Below are 23608 nucleotides of genomic sequence, written 5' to 3'. Positions count from 1 at the left end.
CTTGCTGACGCTCCTTTTGGAACCCATGTTTGTGCTGGAATCAGGGCTAATTCCGCGACCTTTAATTGGCTGTCATGACCGTAACCTTACTAAAATCGACGCTCCAAACGGTCCGAGCTGGTTGCAATTGGTTGCGAGGTGGACAACTTTATCGCAGCCTCGCCGCTCGCGGTGAAGCCCCCATTCCGGTGCTGTTTTATCATCGCGTAGCTGCCGATTTGCTAACCCCGGTGACAATCACACCCCAGCGATTCGCAAGACATATCCGTTTTCTGCGGCGCAGGTTTCAGGTAATCGATCTCGCCCAGGCTCAGCAGCATTCGCGTCAGCGAACCAGCAATCAGCGATTTGCGGCGATCACTTTCGATGATGGTTATGCCGACAATAACGCTTTTGCGCTCCCTTTGCTGGTAGAGCACAAATTGCCTTGCACCTATTTTGTTTCGATCGACAACGTCAAACACCAAATACCGTTTCCTCATGATTTGGAGATGGGATTTGAGTTTGCCCCCAACACCATCGACGATCTCCGTCGCTGGTCAGCCGCCGGGATTGAGATCGGTTTACACACGCGCACGCATTTTGATTTTTCCAAACCTCACGACCAAAAGATAATCGACTCGGAGATCATCAGCGCGGCTGCCGAGTTAACCGAGTGGTTAGGTAAACCTCCACGTTTCTTTGCTTTTCCTTACGGCTTGGTCGATCAACTCAGCCCGCAAGTGGTCGCGGCGCTCAAACAACTCGGAATGTTGGGCTACTGCAGCGCGTTCGGTGCTTACAATTTACCCACGGATGATCTGTTTCACATTCGCCGAATTCATGGCGATCATGAAATGGCCCGTTTTTGCAATTGGATGATGCTTGATCCCGATAAGTTCAGGAAACAGCAGCGTGAGCGCCAAGAACTAGGTGTTTGCGGCAACACGCCGGCGGCGTTTGCTCCGCAAGTCTGCGGCACGCCTGGTAAATAATAACCTACGGTTGTAAATGAACGATCATTTTCGGATACCCGTGGTTTATTCTCTCCGCTAACGCTTGGCACCGCCTCGGCCTACGCCCGGTGCACGAACTTATGACACAGCCAATCCAACAACGTATTTCCAAAAAAATTGGCTCCTGTTGGCCACGCTATCGTCCGCAACCGCGAATTCGCCGCGGCCCTTTGCCGGTGATGTTTGTGATCACCAGTATGCCAGTGGGTGGCGCTGAGGTGTTGCTGGCAAATTTGATCCGAGGTTTCGACCGCCAGCGAATCGAGCCGGTGCTAGTCTGTCTGAAAGAAGCCGGGCCTTTGGGTGAGCAGCTCGCCGTGGACTGCCCCGTTCATGCCAAATTGTTGTGTGGAAAATGGGACTTGAGGGTGTTGCCCAAGCTGGTGCGACTGTTCAGGAAACACGAAGCGGCCGCGGTTGTCACCGTGGGCGCGGGGGACAAAATGTTTTGGGGACGACTGGCGGGGTGGATCGCCGGGGTGCCCGCTATCTTTAGCGCCATACATTCAACCGGCTGGCCAGATGGAATTAGCAAGCTCAACCGCAAACTGACTTGTATCACCGATGGTTTTATCGCCGTTGCCGATCAGCACGCCGACCATTTGCGCACCGCCGAAGGGTTGCCGGCAGAGCACGTTGTTACGATTCGCAACGGGGTCGACATCGAGCGTTTTCGACCACAGCCCGAGCAATTCGCTCGACTAAGGTCAGAGTTGGGGATTGCCGAGTCGGCACCTGTTTTCGGCATCGTTGCGGCGATGCGTCCCGAGAAGAACCACGCCATGTTCTTGAGGGTCGCGCGGCAGGTTTGTGATCAAGTCCCCGCCGCCAAGTTTCTGATTATTGGTGATGGGCCGGAGCGAGCGAGGATTGAACAACTTGTCGAGCAGCTGCATTTGCAGGAGTCCGTAAAACTCTTGGGCACCCGAGCTGACACGGCCGATTTGCTGAGCATCATGGATGCTTTCCTGCTCTGTTCGCTTAACGAAGCGAGCCCGGTATCGGTTCTTGAGGCTTTGGCTTGCCAAGTTCCCGTCGTTTCCACGAGCGTGGGTAGTGTTGGCGAATCGGTAATCGATGGTGAGACGGGCTTTTTGGTGGCAGTGGATGATGACCACGCGATGGCCGAACGGTTAATCTATTTGCTGGCCAACCCCGAGGTTTACGCGGCAATGGGAGCACGCGGGCGAACGTTGGTGGAGGCCAGCGGTTCGTTGACGGCAATGGTTAATGGATACACGGAACTCGTGGAACAACAATACGACCGCTGTGCCCGGCGACGCAATCTGGAGCGAGAGTTGATCGACCGGCGTCAAGTTGATCGGCAGCAAGCCAAAACCGACGCTGAGGCTCAAGAGTCCAATTTGGTGAATTACGCGACCAGTTCGGAAAGCTCGCTTCCCTCAGCTTCTCTACCCGCTCAATCCTGATAGATAGGCGTTGGTAACGTCGTTAGTCGATGCGGTGAAGATTGTTGCTGTTTCACCATGTTCGATTACCTCACCGACGCCGTCACGCATCCAGAATACTGCCGTGTGATCTGCCAGTCGGCGAGCTTGGGCCAAATTATGCGTCACGATGATAAGCGTATACTTGTCTCGCATCGATCGAATTAATTGCTCGACACGTCCCGCTGCGATCGGATCGAGCGCGCTGCAAGGTTCGTCCATTAGGAACACTTGCGGCCTAAGTGCTAATGCCCGCGCAATGCACAACCGCTGTTGCTGGCCGCCCGAAAGTTCCATCGCAGATTGGTGGAGGCGGTCGGCGACTTCGTCCCACAAGCCCACTTCTCGTAGCACCGTTTCGGTGACCTTCCGTAGTTGATCCTGTTGGCGAACTCCATGTTCGCGAAGTGCTAATTCAATATTGCGACGAATCGACATCGCAAACGGGTTGGGCTTCTGGAAAATCATGCCAACTTGTCGACGAAGTTCACTGGCCGAGGCAAAAGCGGTTTCAATAGATTGATCCCCAAACTTGACTTGCCCGCTGACGTGTGCACCCGGGATTAAGTCGGTCAGGCGGTTCAGTGCTGCCAAGAAACTGCTCTTCCCGCAACCGGAGGGCCCGACCAGAGCCAGCACTTTTCCCGGCTGGGCGACCAGCGTTGCATTCCGCAGCACGGTGCGGCCATGGTAAGCAACGGAGAGATCGATGGTCGAGATCATGCTCGCCCCCGCAGCGATGATCGCGTGGGCAAACCAGCCATGCCAAATAGCAGCCCGGTAATCACGTTGATCAACAGCAACAGCCCGACCAACACGCAAGCTGTCGCGTAGGCTCGCGAGCCACCAGCCGGAATATTCATCGCCAAGTCATAAATGTGAACACTCAATGATCGGCCGGAATCGAACAGCGAAGTCGGTGTTCGCGCTACATATCCCGCGGTGAAGATCAAGGCGGCCGTTTCCGCCAAGGCACGGCCGATGCAAAGCACGATGCCGGCCAATAAAGCGGGTGCGGCCGCTGGTAACACCACGCGGAACATGGTCGCTGTCTCGCCCAAACCAAGTGCCGCGGCTGCCCGGCGGTAGTCATTTGGGACCGCGAGTATCGCTTGTTCAGAGGTGCGAATCATGATCGGCAGCACCATGCAAGCAAGCGTCAGGCCACCGGTGAGTATCGAGTAACCGAGGCCCAGACTGATCGCGAAAAAAGCGTTTCCAAACAGCCCAAACACAATCGATGGCACGCCCGCCAGTACGTCGAGGCTGCGCCGCACGTTGTTTGCCAGCCACGCTGCAAACCGGGAATGCCCACCGCTTGTTTGCTCGGTTAATGCAATGGCGGTTCCCAAAGAGAGAGGAACGGCAGTCGACAGCGTGACGACGAGAATCAACGTCGTGGCCAAAATGATCGGGCCAATACCACCGGCTCTTCCCGCATCCTCAACACTCTCGATTAGGAAGGGAACGCTGATTTGTGAAAGTCCTCTGACCGCAATATCAGCCAGAATCCAGCCGAGTAGGGCGACCACCGAGGCGGCCAAGATTGAAATCAACGTTGCGACCAGGAACTCACGGAGTTGATGCGGTTGTCGATTGTTAAATTTCGACGCTGTTAGATTATTTCCTCGCATTGTAGTGGCTCCCCCGCCATGAGATGCCGATCACGATCGCGCTTACGACGAACATCATCAGCAAACCACTGACGAACAATACGGAACGATGGCCGGAAGAAGCGTAGCCAAGCTCCAGTGCAATGTTGGCATTCAACGTTCGGCCTGGTGATAGCAATGACGTGGGCAGCTCCACGATGTTGCCGGCCAACATCAACACCGCCATTGTCTCACCCAAGGCGCGGGTGAAAGCTAACACCACGGCAACGCCAATTCCACGCCGCGCGCCCGGCAACACAACCGTGGCAATAATCGCGGCGCGTCCCAGTCCCAGGGCTGCCGCGGCATAATGCGATTCCCGTGGTAAAGCAGCAATCGCCACATCCGAAAGTAACGCCACGGTGGGCAAGATCATCAGCCCCAGCACGATCGTGGCAGTGAGCAGATTTTGTCCGCTGCCGCCCAGATTGGCAATCAGCGGCGCAAGGACAACCAAGCCCCACAAACCAAATACCACCGACGGGATGCCCGCTAAGATTTCCAACAGCCGACGATGCCAGATCATCGACGCGGGCCAAGCGTAAAAATGCATGAACAGGGAAGACGCAATTCCCAGTGGGGTCGCAATTGCTATCGCACCGACGCTGGTTAAACAGGTTGCCACAATCATGGGAACCAAATTGTATTGGCCGGATAGCGGGTGCCAGCTGTTGTCAGTGAAAAAGCGAGTGCATCCTAACTCTAACAAGGTGGGTGCCGACTCTCGCACCAAAAAGACGAAGATCAAGATCACGATCGTCGCTGAGATCAAGGCCAATGTGCGCGAGATGTACTTCAGTGGCCATTCACTTTGTAACATCGGTCTCTCTGGCAACCGGGACAAAGTATTGTGACTCGACAAGGTCATGGACTTGGGGGGATTGGCAGAAGCGGATGAATGCTTCGGCGAGCGGCGAGGGCGGAGACTTGGTCACCAAGTTTAGAGGTCGGCTCATGGGGAATTCACCACTCGCTACCCGTGCCGTGCTCGCGGGGACACCGGCAAGCGGCAACAGTCGAATTGGCGCGCCCAAGGCAATGTTCGCTTCGGCCGTCCCGATGGAAACATAGCCGATTGCTCCCGCGGCACCGATGACCGTCTTCACGCCGTGTTCATTGTCCCCGACAATTACGTCCGCTTTGATAACTGGATTCCGCAATGCAAAGTGAGCCAGAAATACCTCCAACGTCGCCCGGCCTTCCGCCTTGTGAACGACGATAATCGGTTCGTCGGCGCCACCGAGTTGTTGCCAATTGTTGACCCGGTCGGTGTAGATCGCCAGCACTTGCTCGGTAGTCAATTCTTGGACTGTGTTTGATTTGTGGACAATTAACCCCACGCCGTCCGCGGCAATTTGATGCGCTGTCAGATCCGCTTCCTCGATGTTCAGCGGGCGGCTAGCCATGCCGATATCTGCCATGTCGAGACGCACATCGGCGATCCCTTTGCCCGAGCCGCCAGTTTGCACGTCGACGCGAACGCCCGGTTGCTGCGATTCAAATCGTGTGGCAATTTCCGTGACCAAAGGTGCCACGGTACTCGATCCGCTCAGCGTTAATTTACCGCTCAACTGTCCAGCGTGCGTGCCGTTCAATTCGCCAGTCGCGATCCCATCGCATCCGCTGGACAAGCATGCCACGGAAAAAACGTATAGGGCGATATGAAGATGTTTCATGAAGCAAACTACCGAGAGATGAGACTGTCGTAACGGAACTCGCCAGACGTTTTGGTCAGTGCACGATGAAACGGCCGATGAGGATCGGCACTGACTGCGATGAGCTTGTTGTTTTGGATGACGTGCGGAGTGCTCATGGAAAGGAGAGTTGGCAGCAGCCCAGTTCAATGGCTCTTACGTTCCGGTCGCGGATGACTGAGGGGGCAAGCGAGTAAGAAACATAACGACCGGTCCGCGTGGCAGTCACGATTTGAGCGTCTCGTAGCGCCTTTAGGTGGTGCGACAGCAACGTCGGTTCTACGCTGAGCGATTGATTGATTTCTGACACCGTTTTGGGCCCATCGAGGAGTTGCTCCACCACTGCCAAACGGGTCTCGTCGGCCAAGACTTTAAAAACGCGGGCGCAAGAGATGTCTTCGCCAGCTTGTTGACCCAAAATCGTGTAGACAGTCTTCATGGCATTTCGTCGAAAGGGACAACCATTCAATTGAGCCACCATTCAACCATCAAAAAGGCCATCAGTCAACGCGATGGAGTCATAAGTAGTCGGTGAATTTTGCGACTCGAACATGGGACTCGAAAGCTTTTCCGCCACCCTGAACGGGAACGCGAGTGCGATATGTATACACATGAACCCTATTGTATTCGCAGCCTTGGCGGGCGATGCAGGATTTGAGTTGGGGCAAGGCTGAGTTCACGTTGAGAAACGGCTGCGAACCTGGCCAGGGGAACCGTGGTTATATGCATCTGGGAATTTTAGAAGACGGCTTGTCGAGTATTGGCGATTTCTTTATCTTCTGCGGAACGTTTGTTGGCGGAATAGCTCAGTTGGTTAGAGCAGCGGAATCATAATCCGCGTGTCGGGGGTTCGAATCCCTCTTCCGCTATTGGATCATGTTGAGAATATGGTCAATTGGTTGACCAAATGTTTTTTCGATATTTGGCCTATCACCAGAGCTTTTCGGCACCGGAATGCGGCATTTTTTTGCCAGATAGTCAGCATTATCCTCGGCCCTAGCGTTTTCTCCGGGGCACTTCTTGGCTCGCCTGGCGTCGAGATTGGGTGCCGGGGACTCTTTAGCGTTTGGCCGATCGCAACTACTTGCGGTTTGCCGGTTTAAGCTGGGGCGAGTGCAGCGCTGGGGCGGCCGTAGAGATAGCCTTGCCCGTGTTCGAACCCCAAATCGAGGCACGCTTCGTGCTCTGCTTCGGTTTCCACACCTTCGGCGAGGGTGATGATGTCCATCGACTTGGCCACGGCGATGAGGCCGCGAATGATTTCTCGGCGTGGCTTTGATGCTGTGTCAAGGTTCTGAATCAGTTTTCGGTCGAACTTGAGCACATCGGGGGGCACCTCGGTCAGCTCCAGCAGACGCGCTTGCCCCGCACCAAAGTCGTCGTAGGCCAGCTGCATTCCCAACTCGTTCAGGGCGGCCCGCAAGCGACGCATTTCGTCGATCGCAGTTACACCTCCCTCGTGAACTTCAATCGCGATCTTCAGTTCGGGAGCCGCTTCTCGCAACGTGACCAACGATTCGAGCAGCCGCAGGGTGGAAGTTTCTTTAGGGTGTGTGTTGAGAAATAGGGTTGGCCGTGCGTTGACGACAGCGTGATGCTCGATGGCAATGGTGCGCATCATCTCGCTGAAAGCCTGTTCCTGTTGGACGCGAGCGGCGATGCTAAAAATTGAGTAAGGCTGCTCGAGGCCTGGAAGGCTACCCCGCGCTAACACTTCGTACGCCAGTGGGGCCCGTCGCCGCAACTCGACGATTTGTTGAAAGTGTGGCGTAACCAATCGTTCGCTCATCATTCGCTCAAACATCAGCAGCTGGCTGGACCACAGAAAGTCCTCCCCCGTCACCGTCATGGCACCGGCAGAGTCACTCAAGGCGGGTTCATCGATTGCTGAAATCCGAAAAACAACGGTGGCGAACTGGACGAGGTCGCCGTCCCCCGCCAAGGTATCACCATGCACCCGACGTCCGTTGACGTAAGTGCCGTTTGTGCTGGAAAAATCTCGTACCAAGAGCTTGCTGCCAGCAGGTTCCAGTTGAGCATGTTGTTTCGAGATCGCGTTGGCCGTCAGCGTCAGCTTCGCTCGCGACGATCGCCCCACCGTTGTGGGCCCTTCAGCCAGCTCGACGCGCTGCCCAATTTGCCCTTCTTCGGCATATTCGACGAGCATCCAGCGTGTCTGTTCGGCGAGGCGTGATGGCATTGCGGAAATCTGCCGAGAGTCATTGGTGATGCAAATGGGAGGTAATCGTTGAAGTTTGCTATCCATCCACAGAGGGGCAAACTTGCTAGGAGCAGATGGCAGTATTTCTTCAATCGCCCGTCATGGTTGAAACGATTGCGCCGATCACTAGGGGTGCATTGACATTGACTCCCAGATGGCCGGTTGCCATCATTGCTGAGAATCTGCAATTGCCTAGTGAGTTCATTGATGACCGCTTCCGAAACCGAGGCCTTAAGTCAGTATTGCCGCCGAGTGGCCGAGTCAGCTCGATCCGCTGCTGGGCATTTGTCTACACTTTCGACGGCGGTTAAAAACGATTGGTTGCTATGCGCGGCAGATTCGTTGGAATCGGAAGTTGGGTCGGTGTTGGCTGCCAACGCGATCGATTTGGAACGGGCTGCTGAATTTAATTTATCAGCCGCCGCTTGTGATCGCTTGCGGTTGAATGAGAGTCGGGTCAATGCCATCGCCGGCGGGCTGCGCCAAATCGCTCGTCTGGATGATCCCATCGGCCAGACGCTAGAGGGTTTTGTGCGGCCTAATGGATTAAAGATTGAAAAAGTTCGCGTGCCGCTGGGGGTCGTTTTCTTCATCTATGAGAGCCGCCCCAACGTGACCGCTGATGCGGCGGCGATTTGCGTCAAGAGTGGTAACGCTGTGATCTTGCGGGGCGGCAAGGAAGCGGCCGAGTCGAGCCGTGCAATCGCTGAAATTCTGCAAGCCCAAGGTAAATTGCGAGGAATACCTGAGGGCGCGATACAGTTAGTGGCGACTCCACACCGCGATGCGGTGGGATATTTTTTGCAGGCGAATGATTGCATCGATGTTGCCATCCCCCGCGGTGGCGAGGGTTTGATTCGTCGTGTTGTTCAAGACGCTACCATGCCGGTCATCAAGCATTACGACGGCAATTGCCATGTATACGTTGATCAACACGCGCGGCTGGAGATGGCCTGCGAGATTGTGTTGAATGCAAAAACGCAGAGGATGGGGGTTTGCAACGCTTGTGAATCTTTGTTGATTCACCGGGCAGTCGCCGCTGAGTTTATTCCCCGCGTGGCTGCGGAATTGTCTGCCGCCGGCGTCGAAATGCGAGGGGACCCGTTAACACAAAGCTATTGGCCGGCAGCAAACGCGGCCAGCGAACAGGATTGGCGAGCCGAGTATCTTGGGCCAATCATTAGCATTCGCGTTGTTGACGATCTGGAAATGGCAATCAAGCACATCAATCAATACGGCTCGCATCATACCGACGCGATCGTTACCGAGCACTTGGAAACCGCACGGAGATTTACTAGTCGAGTCGACAGCGCGGCGGTGATGGTTAACGCCAGCACCCGATTCAATGATGGTGGCGAGTTTGGCTTCGGGGCCGAGATCGGTATTTCCACCGATAAATTTCACGCTCGGGGGCCGTGCGGTTTGCGGGAGTTAACCAGTTACAAGTACATAGTTACCGGAACTGGGCATATTCGCCAATAGGCGACACCAGTCGCGATAGGGGACTCAGGAATGTCCGACGAAGTACTCAACCAGAACCAAGTGGAAAGCTTGCTGCGGGCGATGGAATCGCAAGATAGCGAGCCCGAGGCTGCCGCAGCGCCACAACAGGAAGAACAACCCGCTGCCGTTGCTAAAGCCAAGAAGAGCCCCGCCAAGAAAGCCGCTGCGCCCAACAACCGGCGGATTCGCACCACCGCTTACGATTTCAAACGTCCCGAGCGGGTTGGTAAAGAACAGATGCGGGCGATGCACTCATTGCACGAAGGCCTGGCGCGGTCTTTTGGGGCATCTATTTCCAGCATGCTTCGCACCATGATTGAGGTGAAATTGGTCAGTGCGGACCAGTTGACTTACAGCGAATTTATTTTCAGCTTAGATAATCCCAGTTGTTTTACGGTGGTTAAGCCAGAGCCACTCGAGGGTAACTGGATTCTGGATATTTCCCCGTCGCTCTCTTACGCCATCATCGACCGCATGCTGGGTGGCGACCCGTCTCCCAATGACGTGATTCGCCGCCCGCTGACTGAAATTGAAAATCGGTTAATTGGTCGCGTAGTTAGGGTGCTGTTGAACCAATTAAAAACGAGCTGGGAAAATATTGTCGATTTGGAATTTGAAATCGACCGGGTCGAGAGCAATCCGCAACTCGTACAGATCGTACCGCCCAACGAAGTTGTCATCTTGGTCGGTCTAGAGGTTACGCTAGGTAAAAATCGGGGAATGATTAACCTTTGCATTCCTTTTAACACGGTCGAAAGATTTAACTCTCAGCTCTCCAATAACGGTTGGGTCGGCTACTCGCGAAACCATGCGACCGCCGAAACCAGAAAATCGATTGCCAAAAGTGTTGATGCGGCACCGGTTCAAATCGTGGTGACTCTTGCCCGCTCACGGATCAAGACTTCCGAACTGTTGGATCTCAACGTCGGCGATATCGTGACTACCGAGCAAGATTCCGGAAAGCCGTTGGAGGTTTCCATTCAAGATGTGCCCAAGTTGAAAGGTCGACCGGGTAGTTTTAAAGGCAAGAAAGCGGTCAGGATTGAAGCCGATATTTCCTTTCAAAAGGAAAATAAATAAGAACTGCTGGATGAAATGTAGAGCGATTGTCCCCAATCGCTTGCGGGCTTTATTGTAAAGCGATTGTCCCCAATCGCTTGCGGGCTTTATTGTAGAGCGATTGTCCCCAATCGCTTGCGGGCTTTATTGTAGAGCGATTGTCCCCAATCGCTTGCGGGCTTTATTGTAGAGCGATTGTCCCCAATCGCTTGCGGGATCACAAACAGCTGGGGACAGCGGTTCTACAATGTCAGCACCACAAACAGCTGAGGACAGCGGTTCTACAATGGGACAGCGGTTCTACAATGAGCCAACGTTAATCGGTTAAGCGTGCAGATCGTAATCGGAGTGCGTTGCCGATCACCGAAACGCTGCTGAAACTCATCGCCGCGGCGGCCAACATGGGGCTGAGCAGCAGACCGGTGAAAGGATAAAGCACGCCCGCCGCCAGCGGAATTCCCAACGCATTGTAAAAGAAGGCGAAGAACAGATTCTGACGGATGTTAGCCATCGTTTTGCGGCTCAATTGAATCGCCGCCGCGACGCCGCGAAGATCGCCTCCGATCAGCGATACTCCCGCTGACTCGATTGCGACGGCAGTGCCCGTGCCCATCGCGATGCCGACATCGGCGGCGGCCAGCGCGGGTGCGTCATTGATGCCATCACCGGCCATTGCCACAATCCTTCCGGCAGCTTTCAACTTAAGGACGAAATCATGTTTCTGTTCGGGTGAGACACCGGCGTGATACTCGTCAATACCTAACTCTTCCGCCACCGCGCGAGCGGTCGATTCGGCATCCCCCGTCATCATCACTAGCCGCTTCCCTTGACTGTGCAAGAGTTCCAGGGAAGCTTTGGTGCTCGGCTTGATGGGGTCTGCGATAGCGATCATACCGGCATACTGGTCAGCGATTGCGACAAACACGACGGAGGCAGCGGTGCTGCGCAATTTCTCAGCCGCTTGATCGAGCTCGGTCGCTGCCACGGAGTCGACGAGACCGGCAATATATTGAGCACTTCCCACGGCGACGCGTTGTTGCTCCACTTGAGCTAGTACTCCGCCTCCCACCTCACTGAGAAAATCTTCAGCCTCTGGGATTTCGATTTGTTTTTCACGTGCATGCCGCAAAATGGCCTGCGCTAGCGGATGTTCGCTGAACTGTTCGACCCCGCTGGCGAGTCTTAACAGTTCGTCTGCGGTCCAGCCCGCTGCGGGCATCAGCTTAGTCACTGAGGGGCGTCCCAAAGTCAATGTGCCAGTCTTGTCGATCACAATCGTGTCGACTTTTTCTAGCAGCTCGAGCACTTCGGCATCTTTGACAAGGACTCCTTCCCGCGCGCCACGTCCGACACCCACCATGACAGACATGGGTGTTGCCAAACCGAGCGCACATGGGCAGGCGATAATTAACACGGCGACTGCGGCAACAAAGGCATGCGCCAGTTTTGGGGATGGACCGAAGATAGCCCAGCCCAAAAAGGCTACCACGGCGCACACGATCACAGCGGGCACAAAGTAGCTGGCCACCACGTCGACCAATCGCTGAATCGGAGCTCGGCTCCGCTGGGCTGCGGCGACCATCTGCACGATTTGGTTGAGCACCATTTCGTCGCCAACCGCTTCCGCTTCAATCTCCAGCGTGCCGGTCTGATTCAAAGTGCCGCCGGTAACTTGGTCGCCAACCTGTTTGGCAATCGGCACCGGTTCGCCAGTCAACATTGATTCGTCAACGCGGGAACTGCCGCTCAGCACGCGTCCATCCACGGGTACCTTTTCACCGGGCCGGAGTCGCAACCGATCACCGCGACGGACTTCAGCGAGCGGAATATCTTGTTCGCCTTGCTCGCCGAGGCGATGAGCGGTTTCCGGTTTCAAATTTATCAGCTCGCGAATCGCCCCGCCTGTCTGCGCGCGAGCTCGCAGTTCCAACCACTGACCTAACAAAACTAAGGTCGTGATTACGGCGGCCGCCTCGAAGTAAATAGGTAATTGCCCGGCCTCATAAAACGCAGCCGGTATGAGCCCAGGAAAGAGCAGCACGAAAACGCTAAATAGGTACGCTGCTAATGTTCCCACCATAATTAGTGAGAACATGTTGAGGTTCCAGGTCTTGAATGATGCCACACCGCGTGACAACAAAGGGAGCCCAGCCAAGAAGACAACCGGAGTTGCTAAGATTAGCTGTATCCAATGGTTGACGCCGACTCCAATCCAAGTGTTGATGGGAATGCCAATCATTGGGCCCATCGAGAGGATCATGAGGGGGACGCTTAAAGCGAATCCGATCCAGAAGCGACGCCGCATATCACGCAGCTGGGTATCATCTTCCGGCGAGTTGGGGTCAAAGTCTTTGGGTTCAAGGTCCATCCCGCAGATCGGACAGTCACCCGGTCCGATCTGCTCAATCTCTAGATGCATCGGGCAGGTAAAGACGGCGCCGGCAGCTTCTTCGGGATCGAGCTGCGGACGATTACCACTTGGCTGATGCCCAGAGCAGCATGCACTGGCAGCCGGATTGGCTAGCACATCGGCTGGGTCTTGCTCGAACTTTGTACGACAAGATTCGCTGCAAAAATAATAGGTTTTACCCGCATGTTTGGCGCTTAACCCGCTGTTGAGTTTAACTTGCATCCCACAAACGGGGTCAACTGCGGTAATCTCAAAAGTGGACATGCGACTTCAAGGCGGGGGAATGAAAACAGGGTTCGCCAACGGATTGGCGGCTGAGCTGCTCAATATAGCTGCTCAATATAGCCGCTGAACCAACAGCTAAAACCTACGGCATTCACGGGTGCAAGTTCCGTGCCCTATGATCTGGGGGAACGGATCGTGAGGCAATGATGTTGGGTGTTAGCGGGGCGAGCAGCGCGCCGGTTGCTGAAGTCCTTCGATGACGGTGTAAACCGCTCGGATAAGTTTTCTATAGCAATTGCCGAATCGCTCTAGCCCGCACTGCTGCTTGCTCGGCGCTATCAGCCAGCACGGTTACGTGGCCCATCTTGCGACCAGGACGAGCTTTGCGTTTTCCATACAGGTGCAAATGGGCGTCGGGTTGGTCAAGCGCTTTGGCGAAATCGGGCACGTGATCTTCCCAAAGCTCACCGAGCAAATTGACCATTGCAGCGGGGCGGCGGACAGCAGGCGATCCCAGAGGGAGCCCGCAGATGGCTCGGAGGTGTTGTTCAAACTGGCTCGTTTCGGCGGCCTCGATCGTGACGTGTCCGGAGTTATGCGGCCGAGGAGCGACTTCATTGATTAACAATTCGCCCGTTTCGGTCTCGAACAGTTCTACGCACAATAGTCCGATTACATCGAGCGATTCGGCAGCGCCGATGGCTATCTGTTTGGCGGATGCTGTCAAATGCTCTGATTCCGGAGCGGGAAACAGCGTGGTGTCGAGAATATGATTGGCGTGATGGTTCTCAAACAATGGGTAAACGACTGTTTCGCCGGTCAAACTGCGGGCGACGATGACCGATAATTCACGGCGATGATGAATCCATTGCTCGGCGACCAAGGAAACTCCACCCAACGCCTCGTAAGCAGCGAGCAACTCTTCGCGGGCGTTAACTTTGAGCTGTCCCTTACCGTCGTAACCGCTCCGCGAGGTTTTTAGAACCAAGGGGTACCCCAATGCTTCCGCCGCAGCCGTCAATTCATCACGCGTGTCGACCGACATGAATGGTGTTACCGGTAAACCATACCCGGCCAGCGTGGCCTTTTCTCGGCGACGATCTTGGGCGACGCACAATACTAGAGGAGATGGATGCACGGGGCATTCGAGCGCCACGCGTTCCACAGCCGCGGTGGGAATGTTTTCCCATTCGAGCGTGACCACATCACAGCGGCAAGCAAATCGTGACAACGCCGCCAAGTCGTCATACTTGGCAGCCACGAAATCATCCGCTACCTGGGCCGCGGGACCGGTGGCTTCCGGGTCGAAGACGATAACGTGATAGCCCAACTGATGCGCTGCTTGGGCGAACATGCGGCCTAACTGGCCGCCGCCCAACATTCCAATTGTGCCGCCAGGTAATGTTGTCGTCGGTTGGCTCATAGCTCAGCCGACTCCAGCACGGCAGCGGTTTGTTTTTCCACGAAAGTATTTAAGCGAGTCAAAAGTGCCGCGTCGCCACCCGCCAATATTCGCGCCGCGTACAGGGCTGCATTCTTGGCACCAGCGTTTCCAATTGCCATCGTGGCGACGGGAACACCACCGGGCATCTGGCAGATCGAAAGCAACGAATCAAGTCCTTGTAGTGCTCGGCTTTGAATCGGCACGCCAATGACGGGCAACAATGTTTCGGAAGCGACCATGCCGGGTAAATGAGCAGCGCCCCCCGCTCCGGCGATGATCACTCGCAATCCGCGGGAGGCAGCGGAGGCGGCATATTCCATCATATGTCGCGGAGTGCGGTGTGCGGAAACGACGCGGCATTCATGGGGAATCTCGAGTTCGTCAAGTAATTCCGCCGCATGCCGCATCGTGTCCCAGTCCGAACGGCTTCCCATGATGACAGCCACAAGTGGTGAAGAGGTTGCCGCGGCCATCAGAGTTCGCCAAAGTGCTGTTGGAAGGGGGGGAGTCATGATAGGCTCCGAGTTTTACTAGTTAGTCCCCGGAAAGTCTACCGTTTTCCCAAAGAAACGCCTGGGAAAACTGACGGCCGACCGCTATTCTGGCCGGCCTTCTTTTGATCTCGACTTTCAGGTTGCTGGCTATTGAGTGTGTGCTTCCCGTTCCGCTTGTTTGCGGAGGGCGGCTTCGCCAGCGGCAAGGACTTCAATGATGCGGTCGACATCATACACACAACCTCCCCAAGTTCCGCCACCCACTTGCTGGAGCGCGGCCCAAAGTCGTGTGTCGTCAGGAATCTTAGCATCCGCTCCTAAGGCTGGGTGTGGCTGACGCTCATCAAGTACTTGTTGGGATCGCGAGCTTGCCAGTTCCCCTTCGGCGACCGTGGCAACCAAGTTGACGTGACCTGCTAGATTCACGGTGTCGACTTCGATCGCGATCGTATCGCCATCACGAACTTTGGCGATCGGTCCGCCCGCCAAGGCTTCCGGTCCCACGTGGCCGATACAAGCGCCCGTGCTGACTCCGGAAAAACGTGCGTCAGTGATCAGGGCGACATGTTTGCCCCAAGGCAAATATTTCAGGGCTGAGGTAATCTGATAAGTCTCTTCCATGCCGCAGCCAAGCGGTCCGCGTCCGATCAAGACCATCACGTCTCCCGCATCGATCTGTCGATCTTTGACGGCCGCGATGGCGGCCCGCTCGGATACAAAGACTCGGGCTGGGCCTCGGATCCGGTAGACCCCGTCAGCATCAACAACGCTGGGGTCAATGGCCGTGGCCTTGATCACCGAGCCTTCAGGACAGAGGTTGCCGAGCGGAAAACAAACGGTGCTGGTCAAGCCTCTCGCCCGCGCGGTCGCCGGCGGCAAAATAACTTCGTCGGGGTCGACACCATCGGCCTCGAGCAGCCGCGCCCTGACAAAGCGGCGTCGCTCGCTTGTGTGCCAACGGTCTAGAATTTCATTCCAGCTCATGCCTGTAACGGTGATCGCATCGCTCCGCAGCAAACCCAGTTCGCGGAGATGCCAAGCCACTTCGGGGACACCTCCGGCCAAAAACAAGCGAATGGTGGGGTGGCCGGTCGGGCCGTTGGGCAGCACATCCACGAAACGGGCAACCGCCGCGTTGACAGCTTGAAAGTCGGCCACAGAAGGACGTGTCAAACCGGCCGCGTGGGCGATCGCCGGGATATGCAACAGCAAGTTTGTGGAGCCTCCCACGGCGGCGTGCATCAACATCGCGTTATGCAGCGCGTCGGGGGTCAGGATATCGGCCGTGGTCCGTTTGGCTTGATGCATCTCACGCAGCACCCGCGCCGTATGCCTTGCCACATCGAGCCAGATTGCCGAGCCGCTGGGTGCCAAGGCGGCGTGTGGGACCGTTAATCCCAACGCTTCGGCAACCACTTGTGCCGTCGCGGCCGTGCCTAGAAATTGACAGCCACCTCCCGGGGTTCCGCAAGCTCGACAACCTTCCAGCGAAGCTTCTTCAAGAGTAATTTCACCTTGAGAATAGCGAGCGCCGATCGTTTGGACTTTGCCCGCGTCCTCGCCCACGGTGGCCGGCAGAGTCACTCCCCCAGGTACGATCGCTGTGGGCAAATGACGCATCGCGGCCAAGGCCAACATCATAGCCGGCAGCCCCTTGTCACAAGTCGCAATGCCCATCACGCCGCGGCGGCGGGGCAACGATCGGATCAATCGCCGCAAGACGACGGCCGCGTCATTTCGATATGGCAAACTATCGAACATCCCGTCGGTCCCCTGCGTGCGCCCGTCACAAGGATCGCTGCAGTAAGCCGCAAAGGGGACGCAGCGGGCGGCGGTAAAGACTTCGGCTGCCGCTCGCACTTGCAAGCCAACTTCCCAGTGTCCTGTGTGATACCCCAAGGCTACCGGTTCGCCATTCTCAGCTCGCAAACCACCCTGCGTGGAAAGAATCAGAAATTGGTCCCCCAGCAAATCGCGAGGAGCCCATCCCATGCCGGCCCCCTGAGTCAACCCAAACAGATCGCCGCTGCTCCAAGTGCGGAGCATTTCGTCGGTCAAGGGCAAACTGCCCACCGGGCCCGCGGCGGTTGTCGCGATCGGCACGGTGGGTGCGTCAAAAAATATGTCTGACGTGTCGGTCATGGAGTTTCAGCAATAGCGAGCGAAATGAAATTATTCGCGACTGCCAGAAACTCTCAGCAACAAGTACAGCAGGGTCATGATCGATTGCAGCGTAGCGGCAACATAAGTCAATGCCGCTGCGTTCAGAACCTTGGCCACGTATTGTTCGTCTTGTGCCGAAATGATGCCGTAGTCCACCAATTGGCGGCGGGCTCGGTTGCTGGCGTCGAATTCGACTGGCAAGTTTACCACTTGGAAGAAGACCACGGTACTGAAGGCGATGATCCCAGCCCAAATCAACATTGGCATCTGGGCAAACATCCCGCCAATAAACAAAAACATGCTGATGTTCGACCCGAAGCTGGCAACCGGAACGGCCGCGTTGCGGATGACCAGCGGCGCGTAATTCCGCGCGTCCTGAATCGCGTGCCCCGCTTCGTGGCAGGCGACACCGACGGCCGACATCGAATGGCCTTGATAAACCGCGTGACTGAGCCGTAACACCTTGGCACGCGGATCGTAATGATCCGATAATTCGCCCGAAATTAATTCGATACCGACGTGCTGCAGCTCTGCCGAGTCGAGCATCCGTCGAGCGGCGTCAACACCACTCATCCGAGTCGGTATTTTCGACATTGCGGCGAAGGACGATTTCACCTTGTACTGAGCGTAAAATCCCAGCAACATGGGCGGGATCACGAACAGGAAATAAACCGGGTCCAAAATGAAAAAACCGAAAAACACGGCAGTGCTCACAGTTTGAGGGGGTGACTAAATGCCTGCTCTGTATTCGATAAACTGTCGGCAAACTTTGACCGTAACGCCCAAAATTTAGGCGGCCGCGGTTATTTTTGCCGTCTTGCGATGGTGCCAGTTTGACATGTTTACCACAGGCTAGTCTACCATAGGCAATTGGTGTACCGTTGGTTCGCGCACCCTTTTTCTACCCCGCTGGAGAACCCATGTCATCCGCTTCGTTTGCAGTAATCGGAACTGGAGCTTTGGGCGGGTACTACGGCGGGTTGCTCGCCCGCGGTGGTGCGGATGTTCACTTTCTGATGCGGAGCGATTACCGACAAGCCCAGCAGCATGGGCTGCGGGTTGACAGCAAGCACGGCAACTTTCATTTGCCCGCAATTCAAGCCTATAACCGTGCCGAGGCGATGCCTCCCTGTGACTATACGATACTGGCTTTGAAGACGACTCAAAATCACTTGCTGCCAACGCTTTTACCCCCGGTTGTGGGCGATTCAGGACGCGTTTTGGTGCTGCAGAATGGACTTTGCCCGGAAGCCGACGTGGCCGCACTGATCGGCACCGAACGGGTTTACGGCGGTGTCTGTTTTCTCTGTAGCAACAAAGTTGGCCCCGCTCATATCGCCCATTTGGATTACGGACGGATCGTGATTGGCCAACATCGCCCCGCCGCCGATCCGGCACGCGGTGTCCCCGACGACTTGCAATCACTCTGTGATTTGCTCTGCAGCCACGGAATTGATGCCCGCTGCACCCCCGATCAGTGGCTCGCCCGGTGGCAAAAATTAATGTGGAATATTCCCTTCAACGGGCTCTCCGTCGTGCTCAACGCCAAAAGTGATGCCCTGATTGAGAATCCTCACAGCGGCGAATTGGCCGCCTCGTTGATGCAGGAAATTCGTGCCGCAGCTGCCGCTTGCGGACGACAGGTTGCCGCTGAAACCATCGATGAGATGCTCAATAACACCCGCCGCATGGTGCCGTACGATAGCAGCATGCGACTCGATTACTTGGCAGGTAGGCCGCTGGAAGTCGAGGCCATTTTCGGTGAAACAGTCCGCGCGGCCGAGGCAGCCGGGTACGAGCCAAAACAAGTTCGCATGTTGTACGAGCAACTGAAGTTCCTCGAACAAACTCAATCCCCGTCGCGACCGAGTAATTGAATGCTGACTTCCGGCGGACCGCGTCTTGATCCTGCCTTAGGCTGGAAATTTAAAGGGAACGGTTGGAAAGTTGTCGTTGGCTGCGGGCTCTGTAAACCTCTAACTTCTGGGTAGCGAGTCAAACATAATTTTCGGTTGCTGACCCGCTGTGGAATTGCGGCGGAATTCGGCTCCCGGCTTACCGGTGATGTCAAAGAAGCCGCAGTTTTGCAGGAAGAAGGACTCGCCATCACTGCCGCCGTTGAAATCTAAGCGATGACGTCCACCGCCGGTGGCATCCACGGAAAATTTCGCTTGCAGGCTTTCGTGCCAATTGCCAGCCGTGTCGCAGACCCAGATGTTTCCGTAGGAGGCCCGTCGTCCGACATGGCCGGTGGTGGGGGCAAAATTTTCTAGAAAGGAGTGGAAACCAGTCAGGTGTGTGTCGGTTTTGGGGCGCTGAAAACTGGCAATCAATCGCCACTTTTGATCGGACTTGTCGGCGAACCAAGATGTGTAAATTGTGTTGTTTTGGCCAGCGGGTCGGACCTCGGTGAGAAACTGATAAGTGTGCCCCGCTTTCCATGGATAGATCAGATAACTCTGCCCGCCAGAGCCTTCGTTGCCGAACTGGCCAGTCCGCACCTGGGGGCCTTTCGCCAACAAGACAATTCTCTGGTCTGCTGGGATGTCAGCCGGATTATCGGTTTGAAAAGGACTCCAAATGGAAAACAGCACGCGCCGTTCTTCGGGGCCGTTGACTTGGATACCGAAGTATCCTTGGCTGAAACCATTTGCCATGAAATAACTGCCAATCGGATCTTGCCCGACAGGAACGGTAATTTCGCTGTAGGCGTACTGCATATCGAGCGCTCGCGGAACGTCGTATCGCAGATGAACCGAGGGACCGCGTCGGCCCCAGTAAAACATGTTGCCCTCGTTGGTCTTGACGTAGTCCAAGGCAAGATCGGCTGTTTCCGACTCGATCACCAAATTTCGCAGCGCGGCGAATTGGTCACCTTCACGCGATAAGCCGCGAATTGCAACAGCGACATAACCTTTGTTGGCAACTTCAACCGTTCCCAAAGGATGCTTGGCAAATTCCGCTCCCGCTAGCTGCTGCTGATAAGTTTCCTCGCCACACTCAATTACCAACGTCGAACTTCCCGCGAGCACCCGCGCGTCGAGCGCCAACTGTAGTTTAGCGGGACGATCAATATGAAAGTAAACGGTGAAGACCTCGTCGGTTTCACTCCAAGCGAGCGTCCCGTTGCGACTAAACCCTTGGTTTCCCGCAGCGGGGGCTGTGCGAAAGGCATTGCCAGCTAGCGGAATTTGCCAGTCGGCGGCCGTTGCCGACCTGGTTTGCGGCGCGAAAATAATATTTACCGCGAAAAAGATGAACAGCGTCACGCGAAATGGCAAGCGGGCAAAAAAATCATTCATGGTGTAATGCCTGTTGGGTGCTTCAGAGTTGCCTTTTGCTAAGCGGACGACGACTCTCATTTGCTGATCGTTAATTGATTATTTTGTAAAGCTTGTTGAAGGATTGGCAAGAATGCCTCAGCTTGCCGCATAAAGCCAAGATCATTGGCGTGTGAGGCGTCGGTGGCCCCTTCGCTATCATCACCATATAACGCATCACCGGGAATGTAAAACAACCCCTTGATGCCTTCTTTGTTCAAGTTTTGAAAAGCAGTTTGCAGGGCGGCGTGATTCTCTGAGTGAAATTGGTGTTTCGCTGGCAAAATCCAATCATTCGTAAAACGTCGATCCTCAACGAGAATAATCGGTGTTAGGGGGCGTGCCTCACGGAGCGCGCGGACCAGCGGCTCGCACTTTTGTGTTACCTCAGCGGGCCGCATGTTCGGCAAGCAATCAATGACGTAGGCGGCAGCGTCGATTTGACTCATGAACTCCCCCACGGCAAGATCCATTTTACCATTTCCTGAGAAGCCCAAATTGATCACTGGCTGATCAAGCCAGCGGCCGAGGATCGCCGTGTGCACCATGCCGGGGCGACTCGCGCAGGCACCGTGCGTGATGCTGGTTCCGTAAAAGACAATTGGCTTTTCTCGGGGGAGCTGGCCCGCAAAACTGGCTCCAGCTGCCACGCCAATGCTCATGAATTCCACACCGTTGTAGAGCGGCAGGTAGGCGGCGTACTCTCGTTCTCCGGCCGCCAATCCACTAATCAATGGCTGTTTGATTTCTTGCTGGGTTGGTCGCGTAACCTGAACCCACCTCCAACTTCCTGTCTTGTCGCGGGCGTAGAGGTCAACTCCGCTGACCCCAGTCGCTGGCATGTGTGGCATCGCCAACTGTTTTTTTCGCAATTTGTAATGGATATGAATCGCGGGAGAGTCGGTCGTAAAACGGAATACCATTCCGGCGCTGTCGCGACTGAGATTCCAGACATTTTTGGTTACCTTGTCGCTGGCCGCAGCCGGAAAGCGATCAAACCAATGCTGGCGAGTTTCCTCCGGCAACAGTCTGCCTTCCACTCCCCACTCGGTGACATCGTGCCAACGTATCGTCTCCGCCACGGCAGGTTGCTGGCCGGCAAGCGGCTGAGGAATCGCGATGAACAGAGCGCTTAAGGCGAACCATTTCATTGATAAGTGAGGCATTGATTTGCACCCCAAAGGTGAGAGTGATGAGGAGGGGAAATAAGGGGAGGAAGAACTGACAAAGCCGCAGGTCAACGACGAAACGTCAACCCGCGGCTTTGCTGTGCGATACATGGGTGGCTACTCAGCCGATTGATTTCATTCTCCTGCCGGTACCGTCTCTAAATCTAAATACTTACCAGCTTCCATGTTGGCACCACCGATCGAGACGAGATGGGTCTGATCGAGAGGAAGCAAGCGGTGGAAGAATCTGGCATCGGCGGTCTTGCCGAGTTGCCGCCAAATCTGCTTGGCATCATCATAGCACTGGATGTCACCTTCATAGGTGGTGACAACCAATTTGCCATTGTGGCTCCAGCCGGCGGCGCCAAATCCGGCCATTGATTGCTCGCCCAAGAGTTCCGTAACTTGGTCCCACGAGTTGGTTTTGGGATCGTAGACGGCCACATCTTTGGTGGGGCCTCCTTTTTGGTTCATGCCACCGATGACAAATAACTTGTCTTGATGAGCTACGGTGGCCAAAGCGCGACGCACGAAAGGTGGCTCGGTAATCGCTTGCCACTGAGCGTCTTTGTCCGCCAAATTCAGAGACCACGCGGTGGTGTGCCAAGTCGAATCGGCATCACCGGCTAATTGCCAACCGCCGACAACGTACAGTGTGTCGCCGATCAAAGCGGCATCATGACTGGAGCGTGGTTCGGGTAAAGCTGGCAAGTCGCTCCATTGTTTGGTTGTCAAATCGAAAGCTTTCACATCCGCTTGGGAATGCAGGTCGTGCTCTTCGCCCTCGGCATTCTTAGCTGTGAAGCCCCCTACCAAGATCAAGCGTTGGTCGTGTGCCACCATCCCCAAGCCTTGCAGGCGGGGCCCTTCGCTTAGTTCCTGCCAAGCAACGGAGGGGTGGTTCAAGTCCAATTTCAGCAGCTTGTTGGATTGAGCTGACGTCGAATAGGAGTGGGCGCTGCCGGTGTGGCCACCGTACACGTAGATCGCATCCGCCGTGCGAGCGGCACCAAAACTGGTGATCTCGAAGGGCAGCGGAGCCAACGATGCGGTTGAATCGTCGTCTGCAGATTCGGGAGCGAAAAATGTCATCGTCAAATAATGGGACGCCGATTCGTATGCTTTATCGTCGAGCGATCCTGCCTGCGACAGCTTGTGTCCCAACATGATCGCGTTCATTCCCTCTTCGACCTCTTTGTCGGAGAAGGAAACCTTGCCCTCAGCATCCGTGTCTGCGACACCTTCTTGATGCCCCGCATCGCAGTATAGCTGAACTTCGACGTCGGCCAGCGGTTTTCCTTGCCAAGTGACAAAGACATCAACTCCCTTGCCGTTGGCAACCACTTCAGCGACTAGGTCGAGCCCCGTCTGCTTGACGAAGCCCGCTTGACGTTCCTGGGGGAGTGAGCCGCCGAGATGTGCCGCGTAATAATCGAGGCGTGCCCCATGGTAGATGCCGAAAGTGACTTGAGTCACCAGCGTGGCATCGGCGGGCAGTTGTTGCTTGCTGACCAAGCCGAACAGATCTTCCTGCTCGATAGACTCGGCAGGCAAAACCTTCATCTCTCCGCCAGCGGTAAGCTGTCGGATTTCCGCTGCCTTGATGGAGGGGGGAAGTTTGTAGCTGCGGTCCGATGGGTCCTCGCTGAAGAACAACACTGCTTTGCCATCCTCACCCCGCACCAGCCAAGGAAAGTGTGCCACGGCGGATTGCGTCGCCGAGCTCAGGGCCAGCAGGGTGGCCAGCACCAAAAAATTCTTCTTCAAAGGCATCATGAAAAACATCCTTCCGGAAAAAGTTTGAAATGTAA

The 23608-nt window shown here is 55.6% G+C and carries 19 protein-coding genes and 1 tRNA gene; 6 read left to right on the top strand and 14 right to left on the bottom strand.

Going from position 1 to position 23608, the window contains the following annotated elements:
* The first annotated feature begins 74 nt into the window (after positions 1 to 74).
* Positions 75 to 974, top strand: coding sequence for a polysaccharide deacetylase family protein (locus SH139x_RS17335; RefSeq protein WP_488351031.1), 900 nt, complete (start codon positions 75 to 77; stop codon positions 972 to 974).
* Between the two features lie 101 nt (positions 975 to 1075).
* Entirely contained in the window at positions 1076 to 2425 is a 1350-nt protein-coding gene (locus SH139x_RS17330) for a glycosyltransferase (RefSeq protein WP_488351030.1), read from the top strand.
* Here SH139x_RS17330 and SH139x_RS17325 read toward each other — a convergent pair.
* From SH139x_RS17325 to SH139x_RS17305, 5 genes are all read right to left on the bottom strand, one after another.
* Positions 2408 to 3166 carry a phosphate ABC transporter ATP-binding protein gene (locus SH139x_RS17325; RefSeq protein WP_488351029.1) on the bottom strand — a complete coding sequence of 253 codons (759 nt, stop codon included), beginning with the start codon at positions 3164 to 3166 and terminating at the stop codon, positions 2408 to 2410. The two genes, SH139x_RS17330 and SH139x_RS17325, sit on opposite strands and share 18 nt — an antisense overlap.
* A complete protein-coding gene (gene pstA, locus SH139x_RS17320) occupies positions 3163 to 4077 on the bottom strand; it encodes a phosphate ABC transporter permease PstA (protein WP_488351028.1) in 915 nt (304 codons plus the stop codon). The genes SH139x_RS17325 and pstA overlap by 4 nt, the downstream gene beginning before the upstream one ends.
* Positions 4064 to 4915: a phosphate ABC transporter permease subunit PstC gene (pstC, locus tag SH139x_RS17315; protein ID WP_488351027.1), complete on the bottom strand. Its 852-nt coding sequence runs from the start codon at positions 4913 to 4915 to the stop codon at positions 4064 to 4066. Before pstC ends, pstA begins: the two co-directional genes overlap by 14 nt.
* Entirely contained in the window at positions 4902 to 5771 is an 870-nt protein-coding gene (locus SH139x_RS17310; RefSeq protein WP_488351026.1) for a phosphate ABC transporter substrate-binding protein, read from the bottom strand. The genes pstC and SH139x_RS17310 overlap by 14 nt, the downstream gene beginning before the upstream one ends.
* A 133-nt stretch (positions 5772 to 5904) precedes the next feature.
* Positions 5905 to 6228, bottom strand: coding sequence for an ArsR/SmtB family transcription factor (locus SH139x_RS17305; protein WP_488351025.1), 324 nt, complete (start codon positions 6226 to 6228; stop codon positions 5905 to 5907).
* A gap of 356 nt (positions 6229 to 6584) precedes the next feature.
* Here SH139x_RS17305 and SH139x_RS17300 point away from each other — a divergent pair.
* A tRNA-Met gene (locus SH139x_RS17300) sits at positions 6585 to 6658 on the top strand.
* 230 nt (positions 6659 to 6888) lie between these two features.
* On the opposite strand, the gene SH139x_RS17295 is transcribed toward SH139x_RS17300, so the two are convergent.
* Complete coding sequence (locus SH139x_RS17295; protein ID WP_488351024.1) at positions 6889 to 7989, bottom strand: EAL domain-containing protein; 1101 nt, start codon at positions 7987 to 7989, stop codon at positions 6889 to 6891.
* 228 nt (positions 7990 to 8217) lie between these two features.
* On the opposite strand from SH139x_RS17295, the gene SH139x_RS17290 reads away from it, so the two are divergent.
* Both SH139x_RS17290 and fliM read left to right on the top strand, forming a co-directional pair.
* A complete protein-coding gene (locus tag SH139x_RS17290; protein ID WP_488351023.1) occupies positions 8218 to 9492 on the top strand; it encodes a glutamate-5-semialdehyde dehydrogenase in 1275 nt (424 codons plus the stop codon).
* Between the two features lie 30 nt (positions 9493 to 9522).
* The gene (gene fliM, locus SH139x_RS17285; protein WP_488351022.1) at positions 9523 to 10593 is read left to right on the top strand and encodes a flagellar motor switch protein FliM; all 1071 of its coding nucleotides are present in this window, start codon (positions 9523 to 9525) and stop codon (positions 10591 to 10593) included.
* Between the two features lie 295 nt (positions 10594 to 10888).
* On the opposite strand, the gene SH139x_RS17280 is transcribed toward fliM, so the two are convergent.
* From SH139x_RS17280 to SH139x_RS17260, 5 genes are all read right to left on the bottom strand, one after another.
* Positions 10889 to 13246: a heavy metal translocating P-type ATPase gene (locus SH139x_RS17280; protein ID WP_488351021.1), complete on the bottom strand. Its 2358-nt coding sequence runs from the start codon at positions 13244 to 13246 to the stop codon at positions 10889 to 10891.
* Between the two features lie 247 nt (positions 13247 to 13493).
* A complete protein-coding gene (locus SH139x_RS17275) occupies positions 13494 to 14630 on the bottom strand; it encodes a 5-(carboxyamino)imidazole ribonucleotide synthase (RefSeq protein WP_488351020.1) in 1137 nt (378 codons plus the stop codon).
* Entirely contained in the window at positions 14627 to 15163 is a 537-nt protein-coding gene (gene purE, locus SH139x_RS17270; RefSeq protein ID WP_488351019.1) for a 5-(carboxyamino)imidazole ribonucleotide mutase, read from the bottom strand. Before purE ends, SH139x_RS17275 begins: the two co-directional genes overlap by 4 nt.
* Positions 15164 to 15292: 129 nt before the next feature.
* Complete coding sequence (locus tag SH139x_RS17265) at positions 15293 to 17287, bottom strand: YjhG/YagF family D-xylonate dehydratase (RefSeq protein ID WP_488351018.1); 1995 nt, start codon at positions 17285 to 17287, stop codon at positions 15293 to 15295.
* Between the two features lie 30 nt (positions 17288 to 17317).
* Complete coding sequence (locus SH139x_RS17260) at positions 17318 to 18022, bottom strand: zinc metallopeptidase (protein WP_488351017.1); 705 nt, start codon at positions 18020 to 18022, stop codon at positions 17318 to 17320.
* Positions 18023 to 18228: 206 nt separating this feature from the next.
* Here SH139x_RS17260 and SH139x_RS17255 point away from each other — a divergent pair, with 206 nt between their 5' ends.
* On the top strand, positions 18229 to 19185 hold the full coding sequence (locus tag SH139x_RS17255) for a putative 2-dehydropantoate 2-reductase (protein ID WP_488351016.1): 957 nt from the start codon (positions 18229 to 18231) through the stop codon (positions 19183 to 19185).
* Between the two features lie 99 nt (positions 19186 to 19284).
* On the opposite strand, the gene SH139x_RS17250 is transcribed toward SH139x_RS17255, so the two are convergent.
* The 3 genes from SH139x_RS17250 to SH139x_RS17240 form a co-directional block, all read right to left on the bottom strand.
* Positions 19285 to 20610 (bottom strand): DUF3472 domain-containing protein, encoded by a 1326-nt coding sequence (locus SH139x_RS17250; RefSeq protein ID WP_488351015.1) that lies wholly within the window; start codon positions 20608 to 20610, stop codon positions 19285 to 19287.
* A 56-nt stretch (positions 20611 to 20666) separates the two neighbouring features.
* Positions 20667 to 21794, bottom strand: a complete 1128-nt coding sequence (locus SH139x_RS17245; protein WP_488351014.1) for an SGNH/GDSL hydrolase family protein — start codon at positions 21792 to 21794, stop codon at positions 20667 to 20669.
* A gap of 138 nt (positions 21795 to 21932) precedes the next feature.
* On the bottom strand, positions 21933 to 23573 hold the full coding sequence (locus SH139x_RS17240) for a Kelch repeat-containing protein (protein WP_488351013.1): 1641 nt from the start codon (positions 23571 to 23573) through the stop codon (positions 21933 to 21935).
* Between the last annotated feature and the right edge of the window lie 35 nt (positions 23574 to 23608).

This window comes from Kothea flammea, from assembly GCF_052161645.1.
Lineage (GTDB): Bacteria > Planctomycetota > Planctomycetia > Pirellulales > Pirellulaceae > Laterigemmans.
This window is presented reverse-complemented; position numbering and strand designations above follow the sequence as displayed.